Raw genomic sequence first — 26,169 nt, 5'->3', positions numbered from 1 at the left:
CGTGATTGCCTGTCTGGTGTGTCCAGCAGTCCCCCCGAAGCTCGCGGAATCACCTTGCCCCTCGCGCCGGAGAGCCCACAGCGCCATGCGCTGCCTCTCGTCGCCACCGTCGCCCCGGTGGTGGTCTCGCTGGGGATGTGGGCGATCACCGGGTCGCCGTACGCCCTCGCCTTCGCGGTGCTCGGCCCGGTGATCGCCGTCGCGAGCCTCGTCGACGGTCGGCTGCACGGCCATCGGCACGCGAAACGCGAGTGGAAGCGGTTCGACGAGCAGGTGGCGAGCACCAGGAGCCTCATCGACGAGTTCCACGCCGAGGAGCGAGCGAGGCTCGTCGCCGAGGTCGACCGCATTCGCGGCGCTCCAGACGATGCGCCGGGAGACCCGGAGCGGTGGCGCCTCGACGACCGCCCCGGCGTCCGGGTCAGCCTCGGACTTCGAGTCGGCGCGAGCTCCGTCCGGATCGCGGAGGCGCCGGCTTCGCCGGCATCCTCGGCGGCGGCGGAGCGCCTGGCCGAACTGCGTGCCTACGCCGCCGACCTGGCCGACATTCCGTTGCTCGTCGACCCGTTCCTCGGAATCGGGGTGTGCGGCCCGTCCGCTCTCGTGAACGCGGCCGCGCGGGAGATCCTGCTCCAACTCGCCGGGTCACTCCCGCCCCAGGAGTTCTCACTCGCCGTCCCGCCCGGCCCGGCCTGGCAGTGGCTGCGGTCGTTGCCCCACCGGGTGCTCGACGCGCCAGCCGGTGCGAATCGGGTCGAGTGGATCTCGGACCTCCGCACCGCGCTCGTGGCGGTCGCAACAGGGGCGACGGCCCTCCCCGCCGAGTGCCGCGTGGTGCTCGAGGTGCGCGCGGGCACGACGGCGCGGTTGTTGAGATGCCCGGGAGTCGAGGGCCAGCCCATCGTCGCGGTCTTCGCCTCCGGGGAGGCCGCTCTCGAGCGCGCGCTGTTTCTCGCCGCGGCCGCCGGGGCTCGCGGCCTCGGTCGAGCGGGAGGGAGCGACGCGCCCGGTCCCGTCTTCGCGGCGCTCCCGGTCGGCTCGACGGCCGAGACCTCTCTCGAGTGCGTCTTCGGCACAAGCGAGGGTGAACCCTTCGCGGTGGATCTCGTCGCCCACGGCCCGCACGCCGTCGTCGGCGGCACGACGGGCAGCGGCAAGAGCGAACTGCTGCAGAGTTGGATCCTGGCGATGGCCGCGGCGCACGGCCCCGCCGAGGTCACCTTCCTGCTCGTCGACTTCAAGGGCGGAGCCTCGTTCGCGGCGATCGCCGGGCTCCCGCATGTGGTGGGCGTCGTCACCGATCTCGACGAGCGGGTGGCGGCGAGGGCGATCCTCAGCCTGGGCGCGGAGATCCGGTTTCGGGAGGCGTTCCTTGCCGGGCTGGGCGCCCGGGACATCGGAGGGATGCCGCCGGGGAAGACACTCGCGCGTCTCGTGATCGTCGTCGACGAGTTCGCCGCGATGGTCGTGGACAGGCCGGAATTGCACGCTCTCTTCGCCGACCTGGCGGCGCGCGGGCGCTCGCTCGGCATCCACCTGATCCTGTGCACCCAACGACCGGCAGGGGTCGTGCGGGATGCGGTGCTCGCGAACGCGAGGCTGCGGATCTCGCTGAGGGTGAACAACGCGGCAGACAGCGTGGCGGTGGTCGGCTCGGCCGTCGCCGCCGCGCTGCCGGCGGGCCGGCCGGGAGCCGCCGTGGTGAGCCTCGACGGCGAGGCCGCGCGACCGATCAGGGTCGCTCTCGTGACCGGCGACGATGTGCGCCGGGTCGCTGCCGCGCGCCCACGAGGCGATATCGCTCCGCGTCGACCCTGGTGTGACGACCTTCCGGCCGTTGTCCCGGTGTCCGCGCTGTCCGTCGGCCCGAAGGGGGTGCCGATCGGTCTGCTCGACCTCCCCTCTGAACAGCGCCAGGCCAGTGCCGCCTATGACCCCGTCGACCAGGGGAACCTGCTCGTGGTCGGCGGTCATCGTTCGGGCAAGTCGAATCTGGTGCGCGTGCTCGCGTCGGCCGCGGTCGTGAGGGTCATGCCCGCGTCGATCGACGAGGCGTGGGAGTTCCTCGAGCGCGAACTCGCCGGGCGCCCGCCGGCACTCGTCGTGGTGGACGACCTCGACTCGATAGTCGCCCGGCTGCCCGATGAGCATCAGCAGCCCTTCGTGGACATGCTTCTCGCTGTGTTGAGAAGCGGCTCGTCCGGTCGGGGTGTCGCGCTCACGGTGCGCCGAATCCCGGCGGCGCTGCACGGCGTCGCCGAGCTGTGCGACTCGAGACTCATTCTGCGCCTACCCGGGCGGCAGGACCACCTGATGGCCGGGGGAGAGGCGGCCGGTTTCGACCCGACGGCTCCTCCCGGTCGGGGCGAGTGGTTCGGCAACCGTGTGCAGCTCGCACTCGCCCCCGCCGACCCGCTCGAGCCCGACCCGCTCGAGCCCGACTCGGTCGAGGTGGAGCGGGTCGACTGGTCGGACGGCACGCGTCGCGCGGTGGTGTCGACCACGCCCGAGGCGTTCGAGCAGGCCATGAGGCGGGCCGGGCACCCCGAGCCGGTGCTGCAGTTGCGGGCCGGGGACGCGAGCGCGCTGGCGGCGCCCACCGTGGAGGTGACCGGCGTCGGCGCGCACGCCGTGATCGTGGGCGACCCGGACGCCTGGCAGGCCGCGTGGGGGCTCGCCTCGAGCATCCGCGGCTCCGTGTCGTTTCTCTTTCACGCCTGCACTCCGGCCGAGTTCCGGGCGGTCAGCGGCCAGCGCCGCCTGCCGCCGCCGATAGTTCGGCGGTCGACTGACGGGTGGCTGCTCGCGCCGGACGGGTCGCTCCGCCGGGTGCGCGCGCTGGACGACCTGGAGCCGGGTTGAACCGCTCAGTGCGTGCGACAGGTTAGGCGAGAACGCTCTCGATGGACTGGAACGGGAGGCCGTTCGCCGTGGCGACCGGCCCGTTGACGAGGTGGCCGGCGTGGGTGTTCAGGCCGAGGGCGAGGGCGGGATCGGCGCGCAGGGCGTCCATCCAGCCGAGGCTCGCGATGGAACGCACGTACGGCAGCGTCGCGTTGGTGAGCGCATAGGTGGAGGTGTTCGGCACGGCGCCCGGCATGTTCGCAACGCAGTAGAACAGCGAACGGTGCACCGTGAAGGTGGGGTCCGCGTGTGTGGTGGGGTGGCTGTCCTCGAAGCAGCCGCCCTGGTCCACGGCGATGTCGACGAGCACACTGCCGGGCTTCATCCGCGACACGAGGTCGTTGCTCACCAGCTTCGGGGCCTTCGCCCCCGGCACCAGCACCGACCCGATCACGAGGTCGGCCGAGATGCAGGCCCTCTCGATCTCGAAGCTGTTCGACGCGATGGTCTGCACGCGACCCGCGTACAGGGCGTCGAGTTCGCGCAGTCGCTGGATGTTCGTGTCCAGCACGACGACCTCGGCGCCGAGTCCCACTGCAACGCTGACGGCGTTGGTGCCGGCGACGCCGCCGCCGAGCACCACCACCCGGGCCGGACGGGTGCCCGGCACGCCGGGAATGAGCAATCCGGGTCCGCCGTTGGGCTTGAGCATCGCGTTCGCCCCGACGATGGGAGCGAGCCTGCCGGCGACCTCGCTCATCGGGGCGAGGAGGGGAAGGGCCCTCGACGGCAGTTGCACCGTCTCATAGGCGATCGCGGTGACCTTCGCGGCGAGGAGCTCGTCGGTGAGTCGGCGCTCGGCGGCGAGGTGAAGGTAGGTGAAGAGCAGCAGGCCGTCGCGGAAGTGGCCGTATTCGCTCTCCACCGGCTCCTTCACCTTGAGCAGGAGATCGGCGGCGGCCCACGTCGTCGCTGCGTCGGCGGTGATCGTCGCGCCGGCCGCCAGGTATTCCTCATCGGGGATGGACGAGCCGAGCCCGGCTCCCGCCTGGATCAGCACCTCGTGTCCATTGGACGTGAGGTCGTGTACCCCGGCCGGGGTGATGGCCACTCGGAACTCGTTGTTCTTGACCTCTGTTGGCACTGCGATCTTCATTGCACTCCTGACTCGACACGACCCTCGGCAGTCAACGACGTTGTTGATGCAACTCCAAGCGTAGTCTCGGCGGACACACGAATCCGCACCTTAAATGGGCATTTAGGTGCTGATTTCGTAAAGATTGTGTTTCGTGATGGGGGATTTGCCCCATTTTGGATGCGCTTCGCCCCGCCTCTGTGCAAGTATCAACGCATGCGGTACGCCGGTGTCCGCGTCTTGTTTCCGTCGCTGAAGGAGTGCCCTCGATGACCAGATCAATGCCCCAAGACCCGATGATCCAGCGATTGATCCAACAAGCCAGGCAAGCACCGATCACGAGGCGCAACATCCTGCAGGGGGCCGGAATCGGTGCGGCTGCTCTCACCCTCGCGGCCTGCTCGACCGGGGGATCGACGAAGCCGACTCCGGCGAAGGACAAGTCGGCCTCGGTGAAGGCGCTCAACTGGGCGAACTGGGCGGCGTACCTGGACGAGGACGACAAGGGGAACTACCCCACGCTGGTCGAATTCGAGAAGCAGACCGGCATCAAGGTCAAGTACGACGTGGCCGTCGACGACAACAACACCTACTACGGCAAGGTGAAGGGCCAGCTCGCCCTGGGCCAGGACATCGGTGCCGATGTGGTGTGCCTCACCGACTGGATGGTCGGTCGCCTCATCCGGCTCGGGTACACGCAGGAATTCGACAAGTCGAAGATCCCCAACGCCAAGAACCTCACCCCGACGCTGCAGAATCCCGACTTCGACCCGGGACGCAAGCAGTCGCTGCCCTGGCAGGGCGGGTTCGCCGGTATCTGCTGGAACAAGGAGAAGTTGCCGAACGGCCTCAAGTCGGTCGACGACCTGTGGGACAAGTCGCTCAAGGGTCGGGTCGGTGTGCTGTCCGAGATGCGCGACACCATGGGCCTCATCATGATGCAGAACGGTGTCGACATCTCGAGCAAGTGGGGCGACAAGGAATTCGACAACGCCATCGAGGTCTTCAAGAAGCAGGTCTCTGACGGCCAGATCCGCAACATCAAGGGCAACGCGTACCTCGAAGACCTCAAGAGCGAGGACACCCTCGCCGCAATCTGCTGGTCCGGCGACATCACCGTGATCAACGCGGAGGCCGGCAACAAGTGGGAGTTCGCGATCCCGACCGCCGGAGGCACTCTCTGGAACGACAACTTCATCATCCCGGTCGGGTCGAGCGAGAAGGCCAATGCCGAGAAGCTCATCGACTACTACTACGAGCCGGAGGTCGCCGCGCAGGTGGCCGCGTGGGTGAACTACATCACCCCCGTCGTCGGGGCAAAGGAAGCGATGCAGAAGATCGACCCGGCGCTCGCCGACAACCAGCTCATCTTCCCCAACGAGGAGACGCTCGCCAAGACCAAGATCTTCCGCTCCCTCACGGGCGCCGAGGAGAGCAAGTACGGTGCGGCCTTCCAGGCCGTGCTGCTGGGGTCGTAATGGCGGGCGGAGTCTTCGCCGAGTCCGGCGCCGACCTGGAACTCGTGGGCATCCAGAAGCGATTCCCCGGGTTCACCGCGATCGAGGGCATGGATCTCACGATCCCGGCCGGCTCGTTCTTCGCCCTGCTCGGACCGTCGGGCTGCGGCAAGACGACGACGCTGCGTCTCGTCGCCGGCCTCGAGGAGGCGACTGCCGGTCGCATCCTCATCGGTGGCAAGGACGTCACGGACACGAAGCCGTACCAGCGACCGGTCAACACGGTGTTCCAGAGCTACGCGCTCTTCCCGCACATGACGATCATCGAGAATGTGGCCTTCGGCCTGCGTCGCCGCAAGATCGCGGATGCGACGGGCAAGGCCCACGAGGCGCTCCGCCTGGTCGAGCTCGATCATCTTGCAGCTCGACGTCCGCAACAGCTGTCCGGCGGACAGCAGCAGCGCGTGGCCCTGGCCAGGGCGATCGTGAATCGCCCGGCGCTCCTGCTTCTCGACGAGCCGCTCGGCGCCCTCGACCTCAAGCTCCGCCGGCAGATGCAACTGGAGCTCAAGTCGATCCAGGAGGAGGTGGGGCTCACCTTCCTGCACGTGACCCACGACCAGGAGGAGGCCATGACCATGGCCGACACCGTCGCCGTCATGAACAAGGGCAAGATCGAGCAGCTCGGCGCGCCCGAGGTGCTCTACGAGCTTCCGCGCACCGCCTTCGTCGCCAACTTCCTCGGCCAGTCGAACCTCTTCACCGGTCCCGTCGAGGGCACGACCGGCGACAGCATTTCGGTCAACGTCGAGGGCAACAGGATCGTCGTTCCCAAGTCGCGCGCCCAACGTCACTCCGGGGAGGTCACCGTCGGTGCCCGGCCGGAGAAGCTGACGCTGCACGTGACCGAGCCGAAGCCCGAGGCCGGCACGAACCTGCTCGGCCCCGGCCGGGTCATCGACGTGTCCTTCAGCGGAGTGAGCACCCAGTACATCGTCGCGATCCCCGGCCTCGGCTCGATCGTGGTCTTCGCGCAGAACATGGGCGTGGGTCCGCTGGTCGGCGAGGGCACGGAGACCTGGGTGAGTTGGAAGGTCGAGCACGGATTCGGGCTGGAGGATGAGGCGCCCAGGCAGCCGCGCTTCAGCTCGGACACCGACACGGCATCCATCGCGCTCGAGAAGAAGCGCGCCCTCATGTCGGAGCTCGAGGAGGCATAACCGTGGCCTTTTCAGCATTCGCCAGCGCGGCGCCCGCCCAGGAGCCGGCGCCGAAACGCCGAAGCAAGATCGCGCTCCTGCTTCTCGCCCCCGGCGTGCTCTACCTCGTGATCTTCTTCCTGGTACCGCTCTTCACCCTCGTGACGACCGCGCTGCAGGCGCCAACGGCCTCCGGTGACATCGGGCAGTACGTTCCCGGCTTCGAGATCGGCAACTATGCGACGGTACTCGCGCAGTACAGCCCCCAGATCCTGCGGTCGTTCGGCTACTCGCTCGTCGCGACGGTGTTCGCGCTGCTGTTCAGCTACCCGCTGGCCTACTTCATCGCGGTGAAGGTGCGGCACCGGCCGCTCCTGCAGAACCTCCTGCTGGTGCTGGTGATCGCGCCGTTCTTCATCAGCTTCCTCTTGCGCACGATGGCGTGGAAGTCGATGCTCTCCGACGAGTCGTTCCTCGTCTCGGCGCTCAAGGGACTGTCCCTCATGGCGCCGGACGCGCACATCACCGGAACCCCGTTCTCGGTGATCTTCGGGCTCACCTACAACTTCATCCCGTTCATGACGCTTCCGCTGTACGCGGTGCTCGAGCGGCTCGACACCCGCTACCTGGAGGCCGGCAGCGACCTCTATGCGCGGCCGTTCACCACCTTCCGCACGATCACCCTCCCGCTCTCGGCGCCCGGCATCATCTCGGGCGTGCTCCTCACGTTCATCCCGGCCGCCGGCGACTACGTCAATGCGAGCCGGCAGTTTCTCGGTGGCACGGGGACGACCATGATCGGCAACGTCATCGACAGCAACTTCTTCGACTTGCAGAACTACCCCGCCGCCGCCGCGCTGTCGATCATCCTGATGTCGGCGATCCTCGTGCTCGTGATCGTCTACATCCTGCTGTCGGTCTATGTCTGGAAGACCGGAACGGAGGGGCTGCTGTGACGCTCCAGGAGGCTCGGGCCCTGGGCACGGTGATGGAGACGCCGGCACCGCGGCCGTCCCGGGCCCGATTCAGCCTCGGCCGCTGGCTGCTCCCCGTCTACTCGGCGCTCGCGTTGATCTTCCTGCTCGTGCCGATCGTGTACACGTTCGTGTTCTCGTTCAACGATTCGCTCAAGTCGAACATCTCCTGGCGCGGGTTCACCCTCGACAAGTGGACGAACGTCTGTGCAGCGCAGGGGGTCTGCGAGGCGTTCGGCAACAGCATCCTGATCGGCGTCATCGCCACCCTCGCCGCGACCACCCTCGGCACAGCGATCGCGATCGCCCTCGTGCGTTACCGCTTCCGCTTCCGCACCGGGGTGAACCTGCTGCTGTTCCTGCCGATGGCGACGCCCGAGGTCGTGCTCGGCGCCGGACTGGCCGCCGAGTTCCTCGGCCTGGGCGCCGACATGGGACTCGTCACGATCATCCTCGCCCACACGATGTTCTGCATCAGCTTCGTCGTCGTGACGGTCAAGGCGAGGGTCACGAGCCTCGACCCGGCGCTCGAGGAGGCCGGACGCGACCTCTACGCCTCACCCGGCCAGGTGTTCTGGCGCATCACCTTCCCGCTGCTGCTGCCGGGCATCGTCGCGGCGGCCTTGCTCTCCTTCGCCCTGAGCTTCGACGACTTCATCATCACCAACTTCAACTCCGGCACCACGGACACGTTCCCCAAGTTCATCTACGTGTCTGCCGCGCGCGGCGTGCCGGCCGAGGCGAACGTCATCGCGTCCGCGGTCTTCATCCTCGCGATCGTGCTCGTGCTCGCCCAGCAGATCTCCGCGGCGGCGAGGCGCAAGCGGCTCGCAAAGGTGCAGTAGCCGTGTACCAGGATCGAGAGCGCCTGGCCGAACTCTGGCGCGTCGAGATGCAGACCTTCGCCGCGGCGAGGCCGCGCTCGGAGGCCCTCTTCGCCGAGGCGCTCCCGCACTTGCCGGACGGCGTGCCCATGCTCTGGATGGCGAAGTGGCCCGGACCATGGCCCGTCTACGTCGAGAGCGCGAGCGGCGCGCACTTCGTGGACGCGGACGGCATCGACCACGTGGACCTCTGCCTCGGCGACACCGGAGCGATGTGCGGCCACGCCCCGCCGGCCGCGGTCGCGGCGATCACCGCCCAGCTGGGTCGCGGCTCGACGTTCATGCTCCCCACGGCCGACGCCGCCGCGGCAGCCACGCTCCTCGCCGAGAGGTTCGGCGTGCCGAGCTGGCAGTTCAGCCTCTCCGCCACGGACGCCAACCGCAGCCTCATCCGCTACGCGCGCCAGGTCACGGGCCGCCGCAAGATAGTCGTTCACGACTACTGCTACCACGGCACCGTCGACGAGGCCTATGCCACCCTCGACCACCGGGGCGCCGTGGTCGAACGCCGAGGCACGATCGGTGCTCCGGTGCCGCCGTCGCTCACGACCGCCGTCGTTCCGTTCAACGACGTCGCTGCCCTCGAGCGCGTGCTCGCCACCGGTGAGATCGCCGCCATGCTCATGGAGCCGGCGCTGACCAACATCGGAATCGTGCTGCCGGCGCCCGGCTACCACGCCGCCGTCCGCGAGCTGTGCACGAAGTACGGCGTGATCCTCATCATCGACGAGACGCACACGCTCTGCGCCGGCCCCGGCGGCATGATCGCCCGGGACGGACTCGACCCGGATGCCGTGGTGGTCGGCAAGAGCATCGGCGGTGGAATCCCGGCCGGCGCCTACGGAATGACGGCATCTTTTGCGGCCCTCGTGCGCGCGAGCCTCGACCTCGAGGACATCGACGTCGGTGGGGTGGGCGGCACCCTCGCCGGAAATGCGCTCTCCCTCGCCGGCATCCGAGCCACTCTCTCGGAGGTGCTCACCGCCTCCGCGTTCGTGGGCATGATCGACCGGGCCACCGAGTGGACGGTCGGGGTGCAGGCCGCCATCGACGAGTTCGACGTGCCGTGGCAGGTGACCCAGCTCGGGGCCAGGTCCGAGTACAGCTTCCGCCGCACCCCGCCCGTCGACGGGGCGGAGGCCGCCGCGGCAGACGACTTCGAGCTGCAGCAGTACCTGCACCTGCACGCCCTCAACCGGGGCATCCTCATCACACCGTTCCACAACATGGCGCTGATGAGTCCGGCCACCACGGCCGCCGACGTCGAGCGTCACACGGCGGCGTTCCGCGAGGCGGTGGCGGCGCTCTTCGCGTAGAGCCGCGTCGTCCGTGCCGGAGTCAGCGCTCGAGGACGAGTTCCGACGCCCGCAGGCGTCCAACCGGCACTCCGCCGCCGAGCACCTCGTCGGTGGTGAGGGCGATCACCCGGTCGGCGTCCGGCCGCGCGACCGCGCCGATGGACGCGAGCAACTCGATGGCGACAAGGGTCGCCGCTCGAGCCCCGCCGTCCAGGATCTTGAGAGCCACGGCGGTGCCGTCGGCCAGTCCCATCACCATCACGCCCTCTGCGCCGCCCTTCGCGACGATGCCGAGTTCCTCGATCACGACGGTGTTCGGTCTGCCGACGCCGTCGATGGCCCAGGCGTTCTCGCGGATGGCCGCCGACAGCCTCGCGGCGTGCTGGTCGCCCCTCGAGCCCGTCGCCGACGCGACCCGGCCCACGGCCGTGGCGAGCCCGCGGAGGCTGGTCGCGAAGACGGGGGCGCCGCATCCGTCCACCCCGACCCTGTCGATCTTCTCGCCGGTGAACTCCTCGATCGTGGAGCGGATGAGCAGCTGAAGCGGGTGGCTCTGTTCGAGGTAGGTGTCCGTCGGCCAGCCGTTCGTCACGCAGGCCAGAAGGAAGGCCGCGTGTTTGCCCGAGCAGTTCATCTGCAGTCGGCTGGGGGCGGCCGAGGCGTGCCGCGCGGTGCCGTCGAGGGGCCAGTCGATCGGGCACTGCAGCGCCTCCGCGCCGACCCAGGCTCGCGCGAGAAGCTGCTCGACGATGCGCAGGTGGTCGACCGTGCCGCCGTGGCTCGCCGAGGCGAGCACGAGTTGGGCGCCCTCGAGTTCGACCCCCGCCCGGAGCACGGCGATCGCCTGGAAGAGCTTGAGCGAGGATCGCCCGAAGATCAGCGCGTTCCCGTTGCCCAGTTGCCGCGTGACGGAGCCGTCAGCGGAGACGACGACGGCCGCGCCGATGTGCCTGGACTCGTCGAAACCGGATCGCGAGACGATCGCGAGCTCGACGGCCTCGGCCGCCAGCAGCGGGTGGCTCACAGGGCGGCGAAGGCGTCGTCGAGCACGCCGATCGCGTCGCGCAGCAGCTCGTCGGTTATGGCGAGGCTAGGCAGGAAGCGGATGATGTTGCCGAACGTGCCGGCGCTGAGCAGCAGCACCCCGTGCTGCGCGGCGTAGGTGGTGATCGCCGACACGGCGGCGGGGTTCGGCTCCTTGGTGGTCGATCCCGTCCCCGGGAGCACGAGCTCGATGGCGAGCATCGCTCCGATGCCGCGCACGTCGCCGATCACGTCGTACTTCCCCTGCAGGGCGAGCAGAGCCGGCAGCAGCACCCCCTCGATGCGCTTGCCGTCCGCGAGCAGGTTGCGACTCTCGATGGCGTCGAACACCGCCACCGCGGCGGCGGCCGCCACCGGGTTGCCGGCGAAGGTGCCGCCGAGCCCGCCGGGATGCGACGAGTCCATGATCTCCGCACGGCCGGTGACACCCGCGATCGGCAGACCGCCGGCGATGCCCTTCGCCGTAAGCACCATGTCGGGCACGACGCCGAAGTGCTCGCTCGCGAAGTACGCGCCGGTTCGGGCCATGCCGCTCTGGATCTCATCGGCGATGAAGACGATTCCGTTCGCGGTGCACCACTCCTGCAGGGCAGGAAGGTACCCCTCGGCCGGTACGACGAAGCCGCCCTCGCCCTGGATCGGCTCGACGACGAGGCAGGCAAGGTCGGATGCGCCCACGGTCTTCTCGAGATAGCCGATCGTGCGCCTCGCCGCCTCGGCACCGCTCAGGCCGTCCCGGAACGGGTAGGAGTTGGGGGCGTGATGGACGGAGCCCGCAAAGGGGCCGAAGCCTGCCTTGTACGGCATGGCCTTGAAGGTCATCGCCATCGTGAGGTTGGTGCGACCGTGGTAGGCGTGCTCGAGCACGGCGACGCCGGGGCGTCCGGTGAACTTGCGGGCGATCTTGACGGCGTTCTCGACGGCCTCGGCACCGGAGTTGAGCAGCACCGTCTTCTTGGCGAAGTCGCCGGGGGTGTGTTCGGCGAGCAGCTCGGCCACGCGCACGTACGACTCGTACGGGGTGATGGTGAACATCGCGTGGGTGACGAGCGAGAGCTGGGCGGTGGCGGCCGCGACGACGGCCGGGTCGGTGTGACCGATCGTCATGACGCCGATTCCGGAGCCGAGGTCGATGTATTGGTTGCCGTCCGCATCCACGACGATCGCGCCATGGGCCCGCGCGATGTAGACCGGGAGAGCCGAGGAGACGCCGCCCGGGATGACCGCGAGGCGTCTCGCGTGAATCGCCTGGGAACGAGGTCCGGGGATGGCGGTGAGGACTCGCCGTTCCTGGACGATCGGATCGGTGGTCTGCAGGGGAGCGAGCGTGTCAGTCATGGTGCCTCGAGCCTATCGCCGCGGCTCGAGAAACTCGATGGGCGGCGGCTGAGGGGGTAGCGTGGAATGAGTGATCCTCCAACACAACTACGCGGTCGAAATCGAGTGGCTCGGCAACCGCGGCACCGGCACGAGCGACTACAAGTCCTATGGCCGCGATCATGTGGTGCGCGCGGACGGCAAGCACGAGATCAGCGGGTCGAGCGACCGCACCTTTCACGGCGACGCGGACCGGTGGAACCCCGAGGAGCTTCTCCTCGCCGCGCTCAGCCAGTGCCACATGCTCAGCTACCTCCATGTCGCGGCCGCCAACGGCGTCGTCGTGACGGCGTACACGGATGCCGCGGAGGGCACAATGGTGCAGACCGCGGACGGGGGTGGCCACTTCACCAGCGCCACACTGCGCCCGATCGTCACGATCTCCTCCGGTGACCCCGCCCTGGCGCTCGAACTCCACCACGAGGCGGGCGCGAAGTGCTTCATCGCGAACTCCGTCAACTTTCCGGTGCTGCACGAGCCGCGCATTTTCGCCGAATAGCAGTCTCCGGGCGGAGTCGCCGCGGCTATTTCGGCTCCGGTACGCTTGATTCAGGCCCTGATCAGGTTCCGTAAAGGTCGGTCGGGAATACTTGCCGAAACCCTCCCGAACTTCAGAAAGCAGATTTGTGTCGAAATTCCTCAGCTCGATCGCTCTCGCAGGCGTGCTTGCACTCTCGCTCGCCGCGTGCTCGGCCACCTCTAACGCCGACAGCTCCTGCGTCGCGACAAAGGCCGGTGCGAGTTCGGACAAGGTGTCGGTGAAGGGCAAATTCGGCGCGGAGCCGACGGTGAAGTTCACGACGCCGCTCACGGCGAAGGCCACCGAACGCACAGTGGACATTGCGGGCAAGGGCACGGTCGCCCAGTCGGGCAGCGCCGTCAGCATCAACTACACGGTCTTCAACGCCACCACCGGCAAGAAGATCGACTCGACCGGATTCGGCAAGGCCAAGGCCCAGCCGCTCACCCTCGACAAGAAGAGCCTCATTCCGGGGCTCTACAAGGCCGTCGCGTGCTCGCCGCAGGGATCGCGCGTGTCGGCGATCATCCCGCCCGCCGACGCCTTCGGCAAGACCGGATCGCCGAGCCTCGGCATCGGTGCCAAGGACTCGATAATCTTCGTCATCGACGTCGTGAGCGCGAAGAAGCCGGTCTCGGTCCTCAAGAAGGCGAACGGGACCGCGCAGCCGGCGCCCGCCGGCCTGCCGACGGTGAAGCTCGCCGCGAGCGGTTCACCGACGATCACGGTGCCGAAGACCGACGCGCCGGCGACCCTTCAGATCGCCGACCTCAAGAAGGGCAGCGGCGCCACGGTCAAGGACGGGGCATCCGTCACCGTGCACTACACGGGAGTCATCTGGGGTACCGGAAAGGTCTTCGACTCCAGCTGGACGAAGGGCACCCCGGCGACCTTCCAGACCACGGGCGTGGTCCCCGGATTCGGTAAGGCCCTCGTCGGCCAGAAGGTCGGCTCGCAGGTGCTCGCCGTGATCCCGCCCGCCGACGGCTACGGAGCGGCAGGCCAGGCCCAGGCCGGAATCAGCGGCACGGACACCCTGGTGTTCGTGATCGACATCCTCGCCACCCAGTAGTCGCACAGAACGAGACGAGAGCGTCGTCGCCGCCCCACCGGGCGGCGGCGGCGCTCTCGTCGTTTGGTGCGGGGGATGAAAGGATGGCGTCATGCGCCGAGTAATCATCCTGGGGTCGACCGGTTCGATCGGAGTGCAGGCGCTTGACGTGATCGCGGCCCACCGCGACCTGTTCGAGGTCGTGGGGTTGGCGGCGGGCAGAAACCGGGCGGCGATGGACGAGCAGTCGCGCGTCTTCGGCGTCGAACACACGGCGCTCGGCGAGATCGAGGCCGAGCAGCTCGTGCGCACGGTGGCCGCGGATGTCGTGCTCAACGGCATCACCGGGTCGGTCGGACTCGGCTGCACGCTTGCCACCCTCGAGGGCGGCACGACGCTCGCCCTCGCAAACAAGGAGAGCCTCATCGTGGGCGGCGACCTCGTCACCGCCCTGGCGAGCCCCGGGCAGATCGTTCCGGTGGACTCCGAGCACTCGGCCATCGCGCAGGCCCTGCGCTCGGGGACTGCCGCAGAGGTGCGGCGACTCGTGCTCACCGCCTCCGGTGGGCCGTTCAGGGGCCGCAGCCGCGAGTCGCTGAGCGACGTGACGCCCGCCGAGGCGCTCGCGCATCCGACCTGGGACATGGGGCTCGTCGTCACCACCAACTCGTCGACCCTGGTGAACAAGGGGCTCGAGGTGATCGAGGCCCACTACCTCTTCGACGTGCCGTACGACCGGATCGATGTGACGGTGCATCCGCAGTCCATCGTGCACTCGATGGTGGAATTCATCGACGGGTCGACGATCGCCCAGTGCTCGCCGCCCGACATGCGGCTGCCGATCTCGCTCGGCCTCGACTGGCCGCACCGCGTGCCCGGCGTCGGGGTACCCCTCGACTGGACAACCGCGAGCAGCTGGACCTTCGAGCCGCTCGACACCGAGGCCTTCCCGGCGGTGGAGCTCGCCAAGAGCGTCGGGAGGGTGGGCGGCACGTTCCCGGCGGTGTTCAACGCGGCGAACGAGCAGGCGGTGTGCGCGTTCCACGCCGGTCGGATCGGCTATCTCGACATCCTCGACACCGTCGCGGCAGTCGTGGACGCGCACAACCCGCACGAGGGTGCGCTCACCATCGACGCCGTTCTCGACGCCGAGCGCTGGGCCCGGGAGGCCGCAGAGCGGATGCTCTCCGCCCGCGGGTAGCCCCTTGAAAGCGGGGGCCGCGCACACAGCCAGTTGCTAGTGTCACGCGCTTATCCTTGGATCCGTGGAAACCGTCCTGCTGTACATTCTTGGCATCCTTGTCGTGCTCGTCGGCATCGCCGTGTCCATCGGGCTCCACGAGGTCGGCCACCTCGTGCCGGCGAAGCTCTTCGGTGTGCGCGTCGGCCAGTACATGATCGGGTTCGGTCCGACCCTTTTCTCCCGCAAGCGGGGCGAGACGGAGTACGGCGTCAAGGCGATTCCCCTCGGCGGCTACATCTCGATGACGGGCATGTATCCGCCGGCCCGCGAGGGCGGCAAGGTCAGAAGCGCGAGCACTGGCTTCTTCCAAAGCCTCGTGCAGGACGCCAGGAGCGCGAGCGCCGACACGATCAGGGAGGGCGACGAGAACCGCGTCTTCTACAAGCTTCCGGTCTACAAGCGCGTGATCATCATGCTCGGCGGCCCGTTCATGAACCTCGTGATCGCCGTCGTGCTGTTCGCGATCGTGCTCTGCGGGTTCGGCACCCAGCAGCTGAGTACCACCGTCGGCAGTGTGTCGGCCTGCGTTGTTCCGGCCTCGAGCGCGAGCCAGAAGTGCACTCCGGATGCCGCGGCGGCTCCGGGGGCGGCCGCCGGGATCAAGCCGGGCGACAAGATCCTGAGCATCAACGGCAGCACCATCGACAGCTGGACCCAGGCGACGTCGATCATCCGCAAATCGGCGGGGGACTCGCTCGCGATCACCGTGCTGCGCGACGGCAAGAAGGTGGACCTCACCGCGACGCCGCTGCTCACCGAGCGCTACGTCTACGACGCCGCGGGCAAGGTCGTCGAAGACGCGAGCAAGAAGCCGGTCACCGAGAAGGTCGGCTTCCTGGGCATCGGCGCCGCCTACGAACTCAAGAAGCAGCCCGTGTCCGCAGTGCTGCCCGCGGTCGGCACGACCATCGGCCAGGACGTGCACCTCATCCTCAACCTCCCGGCCCGCCTCGTGGATGTCGCGAACGCCGCGTTCGGCCCGGGCGCCCGCGACCCCAACGGACCGGTCAGCGTGGTCGGCGTCGGCCGCCTCGCCGGCGAGATCACGAGCATCAACACGATCCCGTTCGTCGAGCGCTTCTCCTACCTCCTCGGCATCATCGCGTCGCTCAACGTCGCGCTGCTCGTGTTCAACCTCGTGCCACTCATGCCCCTCGACGGCGGCCACGTCGCCGGCGCGCTGTGGGAGGCCATCCGACGCTTCTTCGCCAAGCTCTTCAAGCGCCGCGACCCCGGGCCGGTCGACACGGCCAGGCTCGTGCCGCTCACGTTCGCCATCGTGATCGTCCTCGGCGCGATGAGCGTGCTTCTGATCTACGCGGACATCGTCAAACCCATCCCCATCGGTTAGCCCCGCCGCGGCGCCGATGGCGCACCCGCCCAGCGGGCGTTCACCGGGGACGCTTAGAATCGGAGGCGTGCCAGCAATCAACTTGGGTATGCCCTCCACTCCGCCCGTATTGGCCCCGCGTCGCAAGACCCGCCAGATCTCCGTCGGCAAGGTGAAGGTGGGCGGCGACGCCCAGGTCAGCGTGCAGTCGATGACCACCACGCAGACCACCAACATCAACGCGACGCTGCAACAGATCGCCGAACTCACGGCCACCGGCTGTGACATCGTGCGCGTGGCCGTTCCGCACCAGGACGACGCGGACGTCCTTCACATCATCGCGGCGAAGAGTCAGATCCCGGTGATCGCCGACATCCACTTCCAGCCCCGGTACGTGTTCACCGCGATCGATGCCGGGGTCGGCGCCGTGCGCGTCAACCCGGGCAACATCCGCAAGTTCGACGACCAGGTCGGCAAGATCGCCGCGGCGGCCAAGGCGGCCGGCGTGAGCATCCGCATCGGCGTCAACGCCGGCTCGCTCGAGCCCACCATTCTGCAGAAGTACGGCAAGGCCACCCCCGAGGCACTCGTCGAGAGCGCAGTCTGGGAGGCGAGCCTGTTCGAGGAGCACGACTTCCACGACTTCAAGATCTCGGTGAAGCACAACGACCCCGTCATCATGGTGAAGGCCTACCGGTTGCTCGCCGAGCGCGGCGACTGGCCGCTCCACCTCGGCGTGACCGAGGCCGGGCCGGAGTTCCAGGGCACCATCAAGTCCGCGACGGCGTTCGGCATCCTGCTCTCCGAGGGCATCGGAGACACCATCCGGGTGTCCCTCTCCGCCCCTCCCGTGCAGGAGGTGAAGGTGGGGCTGCAGATTCTGCAGTCGCTGAACCTGCGCGAGCGCAAGCTCGAGATCGTGTCCTGCCCGAGTTGCGGTCGCGCCCAGGTGGATGTCTACCAGCTCGCCAACGACGTCACGGCCGGCCTCGAGAAGATGACGGTTCCGCTCCGCGTCGCGGTGATGGGCTGCGTCGTCAACGGACCGGGGGAGGCCCGCGAGGCGGACCTCGGCGTGGCGAGCGGCAACGGGCGGGGCCAGATCTTCGTCAAGGGCGAGGTCATCAAGACCGTGCCGGAGTCGGAGATCGTCGCGACCCTCATCGAGGAGGCCAACCGGCTCGCCGCGGAGATGCCGGCCGGAGCCGTCGGGTCTCCCGAGGTTGTCACCGCCTGAGCCGACCCGTCCGCGGATCGCCCATCCGTGCCCGGTAAAGTAGCAAGGGTGCCAACACGCCTCTCCCAACTCTTTGTCCGCACCCTCCGCGAAGACCCGGCAGATGCCGAGGTGGCGAGCCATCGCCTTCTCGTGCGAGCCGGCTACATCAGGAGGCAGGCCCCCGGCGTGTTCGCCTGGCTGCCGCTCGGGCTCAAGGTGCGTCGCAAGATCGAGGCGATCATCCGCGAGGAGATGGCGAATGCCGGCGCCCAGGAGGTGCATTTCCCCGCCCTGCTGCCGCGTGAGCCCTACGAGGTCACCAACCGCTGGACCGACTACGGCGACGGTATCTTCCGCCTCAAGGACCGCAAGGGGGCGGACTACCTGCTCGCCCCGACCCACGAGGAGGTCTTCACGCTCCTGGTGAAGGACCTCTACTCCAGCTACAAGGACCTGCCCCTGTCGATCTACCAGATCCAGGACAAGTACCGGGACGAGGCGCGACCCCGCGCCGGCCTGCTCCGCGGCCGCGAGTTCACCATGAAGGACGCGTACTCCTTCGACTACACCGACGCCGGCCTGGACGAGTCGTACCAGAGGCAGCGCGACGCCTACGAGCGAATCTTCGCTCGCCTCGGCCTGGACTACGTCATCGTGGAGGCGGATGCCGGAGCGATGGGCGGATCACGCAGCGAGGAGTTCCTGCACCCCACCCCGGTGGGCGAGGACACCTTCGTGCGATCGAACGGCGGCTACGCGGCGAACGTGGAGGCGTTCCGCACGATCGCCCCCGAGTCCCGCTCGTACGAGAAGCTCACCCCGGCCGAGGTGCTCGACACCCCCAACACGCCCACGATCCAGACCCTCGTGGATGTCGCCAACGAGAAGCACCCGCGACCGGACGGCCGCGCGTGGACGGCCGCCGACACGCTGAAGAACATCGTGCTCGCCCTCACCGCCCTCGACGGCACGCGGGAACTCGTGGTGGTCGGCCTGCCCGGCGACCGGGATGTCGACCTCAAGCGCGCGGAGGTGGCGTTCGCGCCCGCCGAGGTCGAGGCGGCAACCGAGGCCGACTTCCAGAAGCACCCGGGGCTCGTGAAGGGCTACATCGGTCCCTGGACCGCGGCCGGGCCTGTGCTCGGAATTCGCTCGGAGACCGGCATCCGGTTCCTCCTCGACCCCCGCGTGTCCGACGGCTCCGGCTGGATCACCGGTGCGAACGAGCACGGCAAACACGTCTTCGGGCTGGTGGCCGGCCGCGACTTCGAGGCGGATGGCGTGGTCGAGGTCGCCGAGGTGCTTGCCGGCGACCCGGCGCCAGACGGCTCCGGCCCCGTGGAGTTGGCTCGCGGCATGGAGATCGGTCACGTGTTCCAGCTGGGCCGCAAGTACGCGGAGGCGCTCGGGCTCAAGGTGCTCGATGAGAACGGCAAGCTCGTCACGGTGACCATGGGGTCCTACGGCATCGGGGTCACGCGCATTCTCGCCGTCATCGCGGAGGCCAACAACGACTCGAGGGGCCTGATCTGGCCGCGGAACGTCTCGCCGTTCGACGTCCACGTGGTGGCGGCGACGAAGGAGCCCGAGGTGCACGCGGCCGCGGAGAAGCTCGTCGCCGAGTTCGAGGACGCCCGGTTCGACGTGCTCTTCGACGATCGCCCGAAGGTTTCGCCCGGCGTGAAGTTCGGGGATGCCGAACTCATCGGCGTGCCGGTGATCGTGATCGTGGGCAAGGGCATCGCCGAGGGCAGGGTCGAGTTGTGGGATCGCCGCACCGGAGTGAAGACGCCCGTGGGCATCGGCGAGGTCGTGGACGCCGTCGCCGCGCTCGCCTGAGCCCCGCCTGAGGTAGCCCGTTCGTTGCGCGCGCCGCTGGCGCGCGCCGCGTCGATATCGCTGAGTGGGCAAAAGTGGCGCCATAGCACCACGGATGGCGCCACTTTTGCCCACTCACCGAGCCGGGTGAGGTGCTGGGGGCGCCGCGGTGTGTCGCGGGGCGCAGCGGGCGCCTCCGCCTGTGGAGAACGGGCGCGCCGACCGGCGACGGATGTCGAGGATGAGTCATGCCGAGAATCGTCCCGATCCCGCGCCGTCTCCTCGGCACCGCGTTTCTCACGAGTGACACCGTCGGCCACTCGCTCACCCGGGGGCGCCTTCGCGGCGCGGATGTCGCGCATCCGTTCCACGGTGTGAGTTGCCTCGATCTCGACCTCGCCTCGATCCTCGGACTGTGCCGCGCCTACGAGCCGAGACTCGGGCCGGGGGAGGTCTTCAGCCACAGCACCGCCGCCGCGATTTTCGGAGTCCCTCTGCCCGAGTCGATCGAAGTTGCACCGCTCCACGTCTCCTCGAGGGGGTCGGTGTCTCGGCCGCGGTCCCGAGCGGTGGTCGGTCATCGGCTCACCGTGGGGGACTTCGCGATGTTCGGCGGCCTCTCGGTCACGGATCCGGCCACGACCTGGTGCCACCTGGCCGCGTTCCTCTCCCGCGAGGATCTGGTCGCGGCGGGCGACTTCCTCGCGTCAGGGAGGCGATTGCCGGGAGGTTCTCGCACGGAACCACTCACCTCGATTGCCCTCCTTGAGATCGCCGTGCGGCGATTCCGCGGCGGTCGAGGGGTGACGAGGCTCGTGTGGGCCGTGTCGCGAATCCGCTTCGGCGTTGACTCGCGTCCCGAGTCGCTCACCCGGCTGCTGCTCGTCGCAGCGGGCATCCCCGAGCCGCGGGTGAATGCCCCGACGCCGGTCGATGGTGGCCGACTCGTCCTGCACGCCGACCTCACGCTCGAGGAGTGGAGGGTGGTGTTCGACTACGAGGGAGACGGGCATCGCACCGATGCGCGAACCTTTCGCAACGACATCGAGCGCCGTGAACTCTTCGAAGCCGCGGGCTGGCGGCACGTGCGGGTCACCGCCGACCACGTGTTCGTGCGACCGGGGCCGTTCACCGACCGGGTGAAAGGCATCCTTCGAGAGCGCGGATGGCGCGGCTGAGGCCGACGGCGATCCACCGAGTGGGCAGAAATGGCGCTTCCCGCGCGCCGGTGGCGCCAATTCTGCCGAGTCGACGCGAGAGGCGACGGGAGATGAGTTGAGGAGACGGAGTCAGGGAGCGGGCAGGCAGGGGGCGGGGGACCGGCGGCGCAGGGGAGCACCGCCGGCGGGCTGCTAACTTAGAGGGATACGTCGTGTGCGCGGTTCGTGCACGACGGACTAGTTGAATAGTGGAGGCCCTCGGGTGGAGATTGATCTGAGCGTTTTACGCCTCATGGAGCGCGAACGCGAAATTCCCTTCGATGAACTCGTGGTGATCATCGAGCAGGCGATTCTCACGGCCTATCTCAAGCACACCGGAGCCGTCGAAACCAAGGACGGCAACCCGCAGGCGCGCGTGGTGCTCGACCGCAAGTCCGGACACGTGAGCATCTTCGTTCCGGAGCTCAACGATGAGGGCGAAGTCATCGGCGAGGCGGAGGATGTGCCGAGCGACTTCGGTCGGATCGGGGCGTTCGCCGCGAAGCAGGTGATCAACCAACGCCTGCGCGACATCGGCGACGACAAGGTGCTCGGCGAGTTCAAGGGACGCGAGGGCGACATCGTCGCCGGGATGATCCAGCAGGGTCCGAACCCCCGGATGATCCATATCGACCTCGGCACCGTCGAGGCGATCCTGCCGCCCGAGGAGCAGGTGCCGGGTGAGGTCTACGCGCACGGCTCCCGCATCCGCGTCTACGTGACGAGCGTGAGCAAGGGCGTCAAGGGGCCCCAGATCACCGTTTCGCGCACGCATCCGTCTCTCGTTCGCAAGCTCTTCGCCCTCGAGGTGCCGGAGATCGCGAGCGGCGTGGTGGAGATCGTGTCCTTGGCCCGCGAGGCCGGGCATCGCACCAAGATCGCGGTGAAGGCCAACGAGCCGGGAGTCAACGCCAAGGGTGCCTGCATCGGCGAGATGGGGCAGAGGGTTCGTGCCGTCACCGCCGAGCTGAACAACGAGAAGATCGACATCGTCGACTACCACGAGGACCTGGCGACGTTCGTCGCGAACGCCCTGTCGCCGGCCAAGGTGACGTCGTCGTACGTGATCGACGCCTCGACCAAGGCGGTTCGGGCGCTCGTTCCGGACTACCAGCTCTCGCTCGCCATCGGCAAGGAGGGCCAGAACGCCCGCCTCGCCGCCAAGCTGACGGGCGCACGGATCGACATCCAGCCCGACTCGATTCTCGAGGACAGCTGATACCCCGGCCCCGGCGGCCCGGGGCGGCGCGCGAGGGAATAGGCCGGCACGGCATCCGGTTGACGAAGGGGATAGTATGAAACCTGTAAGAACGTGTCTTGGCTGTCGTCAGCGTGCCGAACGATCCTCTCTTCTGCGGGTCGTTGCGCGTGACGGTGAGGCTGTCGTGGATTTCTCAGCGACACTCCCCGGTCGAGGCGCTTGGGTGCATCCCACCGTTGACTGCGTCGGAACCTCGATCACTCGCAAGGCTTTTGGCCGAGCGCTGAGGGTCGACGGCGTGCTCGCGATGCAGCAACTGAGCGAAGCGGTACAGACCAGCACCACCCACCAGTCGGAACCGCACGGTTCCAAAGAAGAACAGGCTGAACGGCAAAGTGACCAACTAATGAGCGACAACTAATGAGTGACTCGAAATGAGTCCCGTCCGTAACTAAGGTCTTCTCCTCATCGGGAGTTGGCCCGACAAGGAGAACAGTGGCAAAACCACGCGTGCACGAGATCGCAGCAGAACTCGGCATTGACAGCAAGAAGGCCCTTGAGAAGCTCAAGGAAATGGGCGAATTCGTCAAGGGACCTTCCTCAAGCATCGAACCACCGGTTGCCCGCAAGCTTCGTGCTGCGCTCGCCGCCGACGGTATCCAGGCGCCGGAGAAGGTGGCCGCCCCGGCCCCCGCCCCGGCTCCGCGTCCGGCCCCCGTGGTCGAGGCGCCCGCCGCCCCCGCCCCGGTAGTTGTGGCGCCCGCCGCTCCTGCCCCGGCTGCGGAGGCCGCACCCGCCGCGCCGGCCGCACCCGCGGTGACGCCAGACGCGGCCGCTCCGGCCACCCCGGCGGCGCCCGCCGCCGCTGGGTCGAACATCCCGCGCCCCGGCACAGCGCGACCGGGCAACAACCCGTTCGCGAGCACGCAGGGCATGCAGCGCCCCGGCGCGCCGCGTCCCGGCAATAACCCGTATGCGAGCACCCAGGGCATGAACACGCGCCCCGCGGCCAGCCCCAGTGGCATCCCGCGCCCGGCCGCACCGCGCCCAGGCGCACCGCGACCCGGCGGACCCGGCCAGGGCCAGCGCCCGGGCGGATTCGGCCAGCGACCGGCTGCGGCCGGCGGTGGATTCCAGCGTCCAGGTGGCGCCGGAGCCCGACCCGGCGGAGCCGGTGGCGGCTTCCGTCCGGGTGGAGCACCCGCCGGAGCACCAGGGTCCAACTTCGGCCCGAACCGCCCGGCCGGCGGTGGAGGTCGCGGTCGCGGCCCCGGCGGCGGCACGGCAGGCGCGTTCGGTCGCGGAGGCGGCAAGAGCAAGGCCCGCAAGTCGAAGCGTACGAAGAGAGCAGAATTCGAACTGCGCGAAGCCCCGTCGCTGGGTGGCGTCAGCGTCCCCCGTGGCGACGGCAAGACCGTCGTTCGCCTGCGTCGTGGCGCGTCCATCACGGACTTCGCCGACAAGATCGACACGAGTCCCGGAAACCTCGTCACCGTGTTGTTCCACCTCGGCCAGATGGCCACGGCGACGGAGTCGCTGGACGAGGCGACGTTCGACATCCTGGGCGACGAGCTCGGCTTCAAGATCGAAATGGTCTCGCCGGAGGATGAGGACCGCGAGCTTCTCGCAGGCTTCGACCTCGACCTCGACCAGGAGCTCGAAGACGAAACCGATGAGGACCTCGTCGCGAGGCCGCCCGTCGTCACCGTCATGGGTCACGTCGACCACGGTAAGACGCGTCTGCTCGACGCGATCCGCAACGCCAACGTCGTCGCCGGCGAGGCCGGTGGCATCACCCAGCACATCGGTGCCTACCAGGTCGTCGCCGAGCACGAGGGCGTCGAGCGCGCCATCACCTTCATCGACACACCGGGTCACGAGGCGTTCACCGCCATGCGTGCCCGTGGCGCGCAGGTCACCGACATCGCGATCCTCGTGGTCGCGGCCGATGACGGCATCATGCCGCAGACGATCGAGGCTCTCAACCACGCCCAGGCGGCCAACGTGCCGATCGTGGTCGCGGTGAACAAGATCGACAAGGTCGGGGCGAACCCGGCCAAGGTGCGCCAGCAGCTCACCGAGTTCGGCCTGGTCGCCGAGGAGTACGGCGGGGACACCATGTTCATCGACGTCTCTGCGCTCAACAAGATCGGCATCCCCGAACTGCTCGATGCAGTGCTCCTGACGGCGGATGCCGGACTGGACATGCGCGCGAACCCGAACAAGGATGCGCGCGGCGTGGCCATCGAGGCCAAGCTCGACAAGGGACGTGGCGCGGTCGCGACCGTACTCATCCAGTCGGGAACTCTCGAGGTCGGCGACGCGATCGTGGCGGGGACCGCCTACGGACGCGTTCGTGCGATGTTCGACGAGAACGGCACGGCGGTGCAGTTCGCCACCCCGGCCCGCCCCGTCTCCGTGCTCGGACTCACGTCGGTGCCCCGCGCCGGTGACACGTTCCTCGTCACGGACGATGACCGCACCGCCCGCCAGATCGCCGAGAAGCGCGAGGCAGCGGAGCGCAACGCCCTGCTCGCCCGCAGCCGCAAGCGGATCAGCCTCGAGGACTTCACCAAGGCCCTCGAAGACGGCAAGGTCGAGTCGCTCAACCTCATCATCAAGGGTGACGTCTCGGGTGCCGTCGAGGCGCTCGAGGAGTCGTTGCTCAAGATCGAGGTGGACGACAGCGTGCAGCTGCGCATCATCCACCGCGGCGTGGGTGCCATCACCGAGAGCGACGTCAACCTCGCGACGATCGACAACGCGATCATCATCGGGTTCAACGTGCGACCGGACACCAAGGCTCGGGAGCGTTCGGCTCGCGAGGGTGTCGACGTGCGTTTCTACTCCGTGATCTACGCCGCGCTCGAAGACGTGGAGAACGCGCTCAAGGGAATGCTCAAGCCCGAGTTCGAAGAGGTGCAGTCCGGCGTCGCCGAGATCCGCGAAGTCTTCCGCTCGTCCAAGTTCGGAAACGTGGCGGGTGTCATCGTGCGCTCCGGCACGATCACCCGCAACGCGAAGGCACGAGTCATCCGCGACGGCGTCGTGGTCGGCGACAACCTGGCCATCGAGTCGCTGCGTCGATTCAAGGATGACGTCACCGAGGTGCGCACGGACTTCGAGGCCGGCATCGGTCTCGGCAAGTTCAACGACATCCAGATCGGCGACGAGATCGAGACGATCGAGCTCAAAGAGAAGGTGCGGGTCTAACACCCGTCCGCAGTCGGCTACGGCCGGTGCCCGGGAAACAGGCGGAGCTCCGCAAGCTCCGCAAGCCTGTTTCCCAGGCACCGGCCTCCGCCGTCCGCTACCAGTTGTTTGAGAAGGAAAAGGGAAAGACTATGGCTGATCCGGCTCGCGCCGCCAAGATGGCGGACCGCATCAAGGTGATTGTGGCCAAGACGCTCGAGCGGGGCCTCAAGGACCCGCGGCTGGGCTTCGTCACGATCACCGACGTCAAGGTGACGGGCGACCTCCAGCACGCGTCCGTCTTCTACACGGTCTACGGCACCGATGAGGAGCGGGCGGATTCCGCGGCCGCGCTGAAGTCGGCGACCGGCATGCTCCGCAGCGAGGTCGGCAAGAACATCACGGCGCGGCTCACCCCGTCGCTCGAGTTCATCGCCGACGCCATCCCGGAGAACGCCAAGCACATCGAGGCGCTTCTGGCCGAGGCCCACAGCCGCGACGCCGAGCTCGGCAGCCTCAAGAGCACTGCACAGTACGCCGGCGATGAGGACCCGTACGTGAAGCCGCGCGAGTACGCGGAAGACGACGAGGACTAGGTGTAGTTCCCGGGGACGTTGTGAACGCGTTCGATTGGTGATTTGCCGCCGATGCCGGTGTGGGGTCTGGTGATTGTAGTCATGGAGCCACTGCTGGTAGGTCGCCGCTCGGGCCTCGTCGCTTGTAGGTGTGGGCGTAGGCCCATTCCTGGGCGAGGGTGCGGTTGAATCGTTCGACTTCCCGTTCGTCTGTGGCCGGTAGGGGCGGGTGAACGTGTGGCTGATCGTCTCGCCCAGCGCGGCGGTGAAGGCACCGGATCGGTAGCAAGAGCCGTTATCGGTGAGGACACGTTTGACGGTGATGCCGTGGTTTTCGAAGAACGTGTTCGCGCGGATCCAGAACCCGGCGGCGGTCTCTTTCTTCTCGTCGGTGAGAATCTCGGAGTAAGCCAGGCGGGAGTGGTCGTCGACCGCGTGGTGCAGGAACGAGTAGCCGCGACCCTGTTTTTTGTTGTTGCGGTTGCCGATGGTGCGGCCGAGCATCCGGTGGCCGCCACCATCGGGGATGCGGCCCTGTTTCTTGATATCGACGTGGACAAGATCGCCCGGCGCGGCATGCTCGTAGTGGACCGGTTTCGCCTATCTGAG

The 26,169-nt window shown here is 68.2% G+C and carries 20 protein-coding genes and 1 pseudogene; 17 read left to right on the top strand and 4 right to left on the bottom strand.

From position 1 onward, the window contains the following. The first annotated feature begins 18 nt into the window (after positions 1–18). Positions 19–2,862 carry an FtsK/SpoIIIE domain-containing protein gene (locus FVP33_RS16915; protein ID WP_147784872.1) on the top strand — a complete coding sequence of 948 codons (2,844 nt, stop codon included), beginning with the start codon at positions 19–21 and terminating at the stop codon, positions 2,860–2,862. A 22-nt stretch (positions 2,863–2,884) separates the two neighbouring features. On the opposite strand, the gene ald is transcribed toward FVP33_RS16915, so the two are convergent. Next, a complete protein-coding gene (gene ald / locus FVP33_RS16910) occupies positions 2,885–4,000 on the bottom strand; it encodes an alanine dehydrogenase (protein WP_147784871.1) in 1,116 nt (371 codons plus the stop codon). Positions 4,001–4,248: 248 nt separating this feature from the next. Here ald and FVP33_RS16905 point away from each other — a divergent pair, with 248 nt between their 5' ends. From FVP33_RS16905 to FVP33_RS16885, 5 genes are read left to right on the top strand one after another with little or no spacing between them, the layout of a single operon-like run. Continuing rightward, positions 4,249–5,457 (top strand): ABC transporter substrate-binding protein, encoded by a 1,209-nt coding sequence (locus FVP33_RS16905; protein WP_222706782.1) that lies wholly within the window; start codon positions 4,249–4,251, stop codon positions 5,455–5,457. Next, positions 5,457–6,656, top strand: a complete 1,200-nt coding sequence (locus FVP33_RS16900; protein WP_147784870.1) for an ABC transporter ATP-binding protein — start codon at positions 5,457–5,459, stop codon at positions 6,654–6,656. Before FVP33_RS16905 ends, FVP33_RS16900 begins: the two co-directional genes overlap by 1 nt. Positions 6,657–6,658: 2 nt before the next feature. After that, on the top strand, positions 6,659–7,591 hold the full coding sequence (locus FVP33_RS16895) for an ABC transporter permease (protein ID WP_147784869.1): 933 nt from the start codon (positions 6,659–6,661) through the stop codon (positions 7,589–7,591). A gap of 32 nt (positions 7,592–7,623) precedes the next feature. Next, positions 7,624–8,454 (top strand): ABC transporter permease, encoded by an 831-nt coding sequence (locus FVP33_RS16890; protein WP_147784917.1) that lies wholly within the window; start codon positions 7,624–7,626, stop codon positions 8,452–8,454. A 2-nt stretch (positions 8,455–8,456) separates the two neighbouring features. After that, positions 8,457–9,809, top strand: a complete 1,353-nt coding sequence (locus FVP33_RS16885) for a transaminase (RefSeq protein ID WP_246142392.1) — start codon at positions 8,457–8,459, stop codon at positions 9,807–9,809. 22 nt (positions 9,810–9,831) lie between these two features. Here the strand turns inward: FVP33_RS16885 and FVP33_RS16880 are convergent, their stop codons facing one another. Further along, the gene (locus FVP33_RS16880; protein ID WP_147784868.1) at positions 9,832–10,815 is read right to left on the bottom strand and encodes an asparaginase; all 984 of its coding nucleotides are present in this window, start codon (positions 10,813–10,815) and stop codon (positions 9,832–9,834) included. Then, complete coding sequence (gene gabT / locus FVP33_RS16875) at positions 10,812–12,173, bottom strand: 4-aminobutyrate--2-oxoglutarate transaminase (protein ID WP_147784867.1); 1,362 nt, start codon at positions 12,171–12,173, stop codon at positions 10,812–10,814. Before gabT ends, FVP33_RS16880 begins: the two co-directional genes overlap by 4 nt. Before the next feature lie 70 nt (positions 12,174–12,243). Here gabT and FVP33_RS16870 point away from each other — a divergent pair, with 70 nt between their 5' ends. From FVP33_RS16870 to rbfA, 11 genes are all read left to right on the top strand, one after another. Next, positions 12,244–12,711 (top strand): OsmC family protein, encoded by a 468-nt coding sequence (locus FVP33_RS16870; RefSeq protein ID WP_147784866.1) that lies wholly within the window; start codon positions 12,244–12,246, stop codon positions 12,709–12,711. A gap of 127 nt (positions 12,712–12,838) precedes the next feature. Continuing rightward, complete coding sequence (locus FVP33_RS16865) at positions 12,839–13,804, top strand: FKBP-type peptidyl-prolyl cis-trans isomerase (protein ID WP_147784865.1); 966 nt, start codon at positions 12,839–12,841, stop codon at positions 13,802–13,804. Positions 13,805–13,895: 91 nt separating this feature from the next. Then, on the top strand, positions 13,896–14,984 hold the full coding sequence (dxr, locus tag FVP33_RS16860; protein ID WP_147784864.1) for a 1-deoxy-D-xylulose-5-phosphate reductoisomerase: 1,089 nt from the start codon (positions 13,896–13,898) through the stop codon (positions 14,982–14,984). A 64-nt stretch (positions 14,985–15,048) separates the two neighbouring features. After that, entirely contained in the window at positions 15,049–16,377 is a 1,329-nt protein-coding gene (locus FVP33_RS16855) for a M50 family metallopeptidase (RefSeq protein ID WP_147784863.1), read from the top strand. Positions 16,378–16,444: 67 nt separating this feature from the next. Next, the gene (ispG, locus tag FVP33_RS16850) at positions 16,445–17,593 is read left to right on the top strand and encodes a flavodoxin-dependent (E)-4-hydroxy-3-methylbut-2-enyl-diphosphate synthase (RefSeq protein WP_187270776.1); all 1,149 of its coding nucleotides are present in this window, start codon (positions 16,445–16,447) and stop codon (positions 17,591–17,593) included. 48 nt (positions 17,594–17,641) lie between these two features. Further along, positions 17,642–19,414 carry a proline--tRNA ligase gene (locus tag FVP33_RS16845; RefSeq protein ID WP_147784862.1) on the top strand — a complete coding sequence of 591 codons (1,773 nt, stop codon included), beginning with the start codon at positions 17,642–17,644 and terminating at the stop codon, positions 19,412–19,414. Positions 19,415–19,641: 227 nt separating this feature from the next. Beyond that, complete coding sequence (locus tag FVP33_RS16840; RefSeq protein WP_147784861.1) at positions 19,642–20,571, top strand: hypothetical protein; 930 nt, start codon at positions 19,642–19,644, stop codon at positions 20,569–20,571. A gap of 244 nt (positions 20,572–20,815) precedes the next feature. Further along, positions 20,816–21,811 (top strand): transcription termination factor NusA, encoded by a 996-nt coding sequence (nusA, locus tag FVP33_RS16835; RefSeq protein ID WP_147784860.1) that lies wholly within the window; start codon positions 20,816–20,818, stop codon positions 21,809–21,811. Positions 21,812–21,887: 76 nt separating this feature from the next. After that, positions 21,888–22,214 (top strand): YlxR family protein, encoded by a 327-nt coding sequence (locus tag FVP33_RS16830; RefSeq protein WP_147784859.1) that lies wholly within the window; start codon positions 21,888–21,890, stop codon positions 22,212–22,214. 74 nt (positions 22,215–22,288) lie between these two features. Further along, positions 22,289–25,006, top strand: coding sequence for a translation initiation factor IF-2 (infB, locus tag FVP33_RS16825; protein WP_147784858.1), 2,718 nt, complete (start codon positions 22,289–22,291; stop codon positions 25,004–25,006). A 131-nt stretch (positions 25,007–25,137) separates the two neighbouring features. Continuing rightward, a complete protein-coding gene (rbfA, locus tag FVP33_RS16820; protein ID WP_147784857.1) occupies positions 25,138–25,581 on the top strand; it encodes a 30S ribosome-binding factor RbfA in 444 nt (147 codons plus the stop codon). Here the strand turns inward: rbfA and FVP33_RS16815 are convergent. Continuing rightward, a pseudogene (locus tag FVP33_RS16815) lies at positions 25,578–26,145 on the bottom strand (integrase core domain-containing protein); the annotation flags it as partial. The gene rbfA and the pseudogene FVP33_RS16815 overlap by 4 nt on opposite strands. Between the last annotated feature and the right edge of the window lie 24 nt (positions 26,146–26,169).

Source organism: Lacisediminihabitans profunda (assembly GCF_008040105.1).
Lineage (GTDB): Bacteria > Actinomycetota > Actinomycetes > Actinomycetales > Microbacteriaceae > Lacisediminihabitans > Lacisediminihabitans profunda.
The sequence above is the reverse complement of the archived record's forward strand: the minus strand, read 5'-3'. Positions and strand labels throughout refer to the sequence as shown.